1 protein-coding gene is annotated in these 265 nt (G+C 42.6%); it reads right to left on the bottom strand.

Annotated features, from left to right (window positions below):
• Nucleotides 1-265 (bottom strand): hypothetical protein (locus tag INT22_RS20415; protein ID WP_226912483.1); only part of this gene is annotated, 265 nt, incomplete at both ends.

The raw sequence follows: 265 nt of genomic DNA, 5'->3' as shown, positions 1-265 counted from the left end.
GGGCTTAACCCCCCAGCCAATGACCACATTCGGTTTAGGACTCAGGGGCCTTATGCGTGAAAAATGCGAGTATTCAGGCAAAAAAGAAGCAAGTGCATGGATCTTGGTAATACCGGGAGATGTATAGCCTGCTATTAGTTTTGCCATGAAAGAGCCGAATGGTGTCAAAAACAAGCGTAAATATAAACGCAAACAAATAAAGCGGCGAACATACGTGAAAAGGTCTAGTTTATCAATTAAGCCTAACCTGGATTTCTCATAGTAC

The organism is Halomonas sp. 3D7M (assembly GCF_014897885.1).
Classification (GTDB): Bacteria; Pseudomonadota; Gammaproteobacteria; order Pseudomonadales; family Halomonadaceae; genus Vreelandella.
Note: the sequence above shows the minus strand (reverse complement) of the source record. Positions and strands in the feature narration are given on the sequence as shown.